The sequence below is a fragment of the Acidovorax sp. KPB24-03 genome, assembly GCF_057546605.1.
In genome coordinates this window covers 1-2,220 of the sequence record NZ_BAAJYR010000497.1, presented here as the reverse complement: position 1 = coordinate 2,220, position 2,220 = coordinate 1, and the positions used below count along the sequence as shown (strand labels likewise).

The window sequence follows — 2,220 nt, the reverse complement described above, 5'->3', positions numbered from 1 at the left end:
CGGCCAGCGGCACGATGCGCACCCCCCGTGGCCGCGGCGAACGGCACCGCCACCTCGGCGGGCACCACGCTGATGGCGAGGTTGGCGCGCACCACGCGTAGCGCCGCATCGAAGTTGGACACCAGCACGCGGTGCACCAGCGTCTTGCCCTCCACCGCCGCGGCGCGCGCCAGCAGCACGTGCACGGCGCTCAGGGCCGGCATGCTCACGAACTCGTAGCCCAGCACGTCGGCGAACCGCACGCTGTCCTGGCGCGCCACCGGGTGCGAGGGGTGGGCGACGATGGCCAGGTGATCGTGCCGGTAGCTGCGCGTTTCCAGGCCCTGCAGATCGGCCGCGTCCCAGCAGATGCCGATGGAGGCGCTGCCTTCGCGGATGCCGCGGACCACCTCGGGGCTCACCCGTTCCTCCATGCTCACCTGGATGTCGCGGTGCGCGGGGTTCTGCAGGAAGGCCGCCACGTCGTCCGCCAGCGATTCGGCCATGACCGAGGCTGTGACCAGCATGCGCACGTGCCCGCGGATGCCGGTGGCGAAGGCTGCCATGTCGCGCTCGATGCGGTCCACGCTCGCCAGCATGGTGCGGGCGTGTTCCAGCAGGGTTTCGCCGGCGGCGGTGGGCACCACGCCGTGGCGCTTGCGCACCAGCAGCGGCGTGCCCAGCGTGTCCTCCAGTTGCGCCAGCCGCTTGCTCACCGCCGAGCCGACGATGGATTCCTGCTCCGCCGCGCGGGCGATGTTGCGGTGCTCGCACACCGCCACGAAGAGTTTGAGGGTCTGGAGGTCGGGCAGGCGCATGGAAGGAAGGTGGAAAAGGGAAGGGGGCCAAGATTTTCCTGCCTGGAATCTTAGGCGTTCCAAAATTGGCATGAATTGATGGAAGGGAATTTCTAGAATGCCTGCACAAGACCCCAGACAGGAGACTCCGTGACCCCCCGCACGCCCGCAGGCCCGCCCGCCCATCCGCTCCCCCCTTCGTCCGCCCAGGCCATCGTGAGAGAGGTGGGCCTGCGCGATGGCCTGCAGAGCATCGCCACCGTGGTGCCCACCGCTCGCAAGATCGAATGGGTCGATGCCGCCTATGCGGCCGGCCAGCGGGAGATCGAGGTCGGCTCGTTCGTGCCGGCGCGCCTGCTGCCGCAACTGGCCGACACCGCCGAGGTGCTCGCGCACGCCAAATCCCTGCCGGGCCTGGTCGCCTCGGTGCTGGTGCCCAACCTGCGCGGGGCGGAGCGGGCCATCGAATGCCAGGCCGACCTGATGGTCGTGCCGCTTTCCGCCAGCCACGCGCACAGCCTGGCCAACCTGCGCAAGACGCCGGACGAGGTGGTGGCCGAGGTGGCGCGCATCCGCGCGGCGCGCGATGCCGCGGGCAGCCGCACCCTGATCGAAGGCGGGGTGGGCACCGCCTTCGGCTGCACGCTCCAGGGCGAGGTGGCCGAAAGCGAAGTGCTGCGCCTGATGCAGGCCCTGCTCGACGCCGGGGCCGACCGCGTGAGCCTGGCCGACACCGTGGGCCATGCCGATCCGGCGGGCGTGCAGCGCCTGTTCGAGAAAGCCCGCGGACTCGTCGGCGAGCGGCTGGCCTGCGCGCATTTCCACGACACGCGCGGCATGGGGCTGGCCAACGCCTATGCCGCCTGGCAGACCGGCATCACCCGATTCGATGCCTGCCTGGCCGGCATCGGCGGCTGCCCCCACGCCCCTGGCGCGAGCGGCAACGTCACCACCGAAGACCTCGCCTTCATGCTGGAGCGCATGGGTGTTTCCACCGGCCTGGACGTGGCCGCGCTGCTGGCGCTGCGCGAGCGCGTGGCCGGCTGGCTGGAGGGGGAGACCCTGCACGGCGCGCTCTGGCAGGCCGGACTGCCCCGCACGGCCGCGTCCCTCCCCGCAGCGGTTGCGTCCGCTGCCTGACCGAACCCTATCGTTGCGTCCATGAATGCTCCCTTGAATCCTTCCCTGAATCCTTCTTCCGCCCCCACCGCCGAAGGCCCGCGCCTGCCCCTGGCGGGCCTGCGCGTGGTGGAGTTCACGCACATGGTCATGGGGCCCACGTGCGGCATGGTCCTGGCCGACTCGCGCCGAGGTCATCAAGATCGAGCCGGTGGACGGCGACCGCACGCGGCATCTGCTGGGCGCGGGCGCCGGGTTCTTTCCCATGTTCAACCGCAACAAGAAGAGCATCGCCCTGGACCTGCGCAAGCCCGAGGGGCTGGAG

1 protein-coding gene and 2 pseudogenes are annotated in these 2,220 nt (G+C 70.8%); 2 read left to right on the top strand and 1 reads right to left on the bottom strand.

Annotated elements, in window-relative coordinates:
• Positions 1-797: pseudogene (locus AC27KI_RS23130) on the bottom strand (LysR family transcriptional regulator); the annotation flags it as partial.
• Between the two features lie 129 nt (positions 798-926).
• Between AC27KI_RS23130 and AC27KI_RS23125 the strand changes: the two are divergent.
• Positions 927-1,916: a hydroxymethylglutaryl-CoA lyase gene (locus tag AC27KI_RS23125; protein WP_487116051.1), complete on the top strand. Its 990-nt coding sequence runs from the start codon at positions 927-929 to the stop codon at positions 1,914-1,916.
• Positions 1,917-1,937: 21 nt separating this feature from the next.
• A pseudogene (locus tag AC27KI_RS23120) lies at positions 1,938-2,220 on the top strand (CoA transferase); the annotation flags it as partial.